The organism is Gemella sp. zg-1178, from assembly GCF_018790995.1.
Classification (GTDB): domain Bacteria; phylum Bacillota; class Bacilli; order Staphylococcales; family Gemellaceae; genus Gemelliphila.
Window position 1 is genome coordinate 1 of record NZ_JAHKEI010000057.1, and the last position, 1,149, is coordinate 1,149.

Here is a 1,149-nt window from a genome sequence, read left to right on the forward strand (position 1 = left end):
CGACTGGTACTTTTAGGGATAATAAAAACCAAATGGAATTTGGCCATTTTAGATAGTTTAAGGGAGCTTATTTGCTCCCTTTTTTTGTTTGTTTGTAGTAGTTGTATAGTTTTTCTGCTGTGGCTAGCGTCATGTTGTCTATTTTTCTTTTTCCAGACATGAAGGCATATATGTTGTTGTTAGGTATTCCTGTATCTTTTGAAATTTTATAGGCTGTTATTTGTCCATTTAGTAATTCTTCTATTTCTTTTTTCATTTTTTACCTCGTTAAGTAGTATATTATTAGTCCTGTAATAATTATAGCTACTATAAATTCTATTTTTTCTTTTCTAGTAGTTTTTTTAAGTTCAATAGTTATATTTTTGTTAAATAATCTATACTTTTTCATTTTTTTATGTTATAATGGCAACTATAGGGGGATTATTTATCCCCAACTATAGTTATTGTTAGCTTAATAAATAAAAGGTGTATTGTGAATTTTATTTCTTTTATTTTTAAGCTTTTTTTGTTTGCCATTTTGTTCTCCTTTCTTTTTTATTTAAAGTTGTTAATTAACTTTATGTTTATATTATATATCATAAGATAGATTTTGTCAAGTGTTTTTTTGTGATTTTTTTAATATTTTACATAAATAAAGTGTATAGAAAAAGAGAAAAAGTATTAAAAAAGAGAAAAAAGTATTGACAAGAACAATATAATATTGTATAATATTATTATCAAGCTAGAAAGGAGGGTTAAAGGCTTGAAAAAGTGAGATGAAAAAGAAAAACTCAAGATATTTGATGAATACCTTGAGCTAATACTTTCAATTATAACAAAGCTTTTAAAGCTAACTGTCATAATAAGAATTATAATTGAAATAATATTTGGTTAAAAGGTGGGGGCGAAAGCTCCACCTAAGCAAATTTTAACACTTTTTCAAGAAATAGTCAATATGGATAAGGAAACGGTAAAATTAATTTTAAAAATTGTGTGGAAAACGCTTGAGATTATAGCTTTAGTCTATTTTATTTACTGGATTTTGACGCATTAGTAATAAGTAAATTTTATAAATAGGGAGGTGAAGATTTTGGAAAAATTAACGTTAAAGATGCTAAGGGTTAAGTTTAATTTGTCGCAAGATGAAGTGGCTGGGCGTTTGAATATATC

At 26.0% G+C, this 1,149-nt stretch carries 2 protein-coding genes; both read right to left on the reverse strand.

What is annotated here, in order from left to right; translation table 11 throughout:
- Positions 1–67: 67 nt before the first annotated feature.
- Positions 68–256, reverse strand: coding sequence for a hypothetical protein (locus KMP12_RS07400; protein WP_215757066.1), 189 nt, complete (start codon positions 254–256; stop codon positions 68–70).
- A 3-nt stretch (positions 257–259) separates the two neighbouring features.
- On the reverse strand, positions 260–388 hold the full coding sequence (locus KMP12_RS07765; protein ID WP_256442635.1) for a hypothetical protein: 129 nt from the start codon (positions 386–388) through the stop codon (positions 260–262).
- Between the last annotated feature and the right edge of the window lie 761 nt (positions 389–1,149).

Coding starts and splice junctions, on each gene's coding strand:
- KMP12_RS07400 (WP_215757066.1), bottom strand. CDS start 256: ATGAAAAAAGAAATAGAAGAATTACTAAATGGACAAATAACAGCCTAT.
- KMP12_RS07765 (WP_256442635.1), bottom strand. CDS start 388: ATGAAAAAGTATAGATTATTTAACAAAAATATAACTATTGAACTTAAA.